Consider the following 808-nt stretch of genomic DNA (forward strand, 5'->3'; position numbering starts at 1 on the left):
GCCGCGCGGCGCGCGGATCGTGCGGGACGGGTCGAGGCGGGGATCGGTGAAGTTGGGATGATTCATAAGTATCTCGAAGTATTAGTCTAATTTATTCGGTTATTCGGCTTATTGCTCGGATTCGAACACGAACGGGCTGTGCGCCGCGATTGCGCCGTTCTGCACGAGCTGCGTCATGGCTGCGATATCGGGTGCGAAGTAGCGGTCCAGATCGTAGTGCGGCACCTCACTGCGCACCGACTGCATCACCTTTTGCAGCGCCGGGCTGGTCGCGTGCGGCGCGCGCAGGTCCACGCCCTGGGCGGCGGCGAGCAGCTCGATCGCGAGGATGTTGGCCGTGTTCTCGGCGATGTCGCCGAGCTTGCGTGCGGCGAAGGTCGCCATCGACACGTGGTCTTCCTGGTTCGCCGAGGTCGGCAGCGAATCCACCGAAGCCGGATGCGCGAGCGTCTTGTTCTCCGAGGCCAGCGCCGCCGCCGTCACGTGCGCGATCATGAAGCCCGAGTTCACGCCGCCGTCCTTCACGAGGAAAGGCGGCAGGCCCGAGAGCGTCGCGTCGATCAGCAGTGCGATGCGGCGCTCGGCGAGCGCGCCGATTTCGGCGGCGGCCAGCGCGAGATTATCGGCCGCGAACGCCACCGGCTCCGCATGGAAGTTGCCGCCCGAGATGACTTCCTTCGTGTCCGGGAAGATCAGCGGATTGTCCGAGACCGCGTTGGCTTCGATGAGCAGCACTTGTGCCGCGTGACGCATCTGGTCGAGGCACGCGCCCATCACCTGCGGCTGGCAGCGCAGCGAGTACGGGTCC

Annotated in this window: 1 protein-coding gene; it reads right to left on the reverse strand. The window is 65.6% G+C overall.

What is annotated here, in order from left to right; translation table 11 throughout:
• Window positions 1–108 precede the first annotated feature (108 nt).
• A partial coding sequence (locus EYW47_RS41865; RefSeq protein ID WP_240763728.1) for an aromatic amino acid lyase occupies window positions 109–808 on the reverse strand: 700 nt, incomplete at its 5' end.

Origin of the sequence: Paraburkholderia silviterrae, from assembly GCF_004353915.1 — a bacterium.
GTDB lineage: Bacteria > Pseudomonadota > Gammaproteobacteria > Burkholderiales > Burkholderiaceae > Paraburkholderia > Paraburkholderia silviterrae.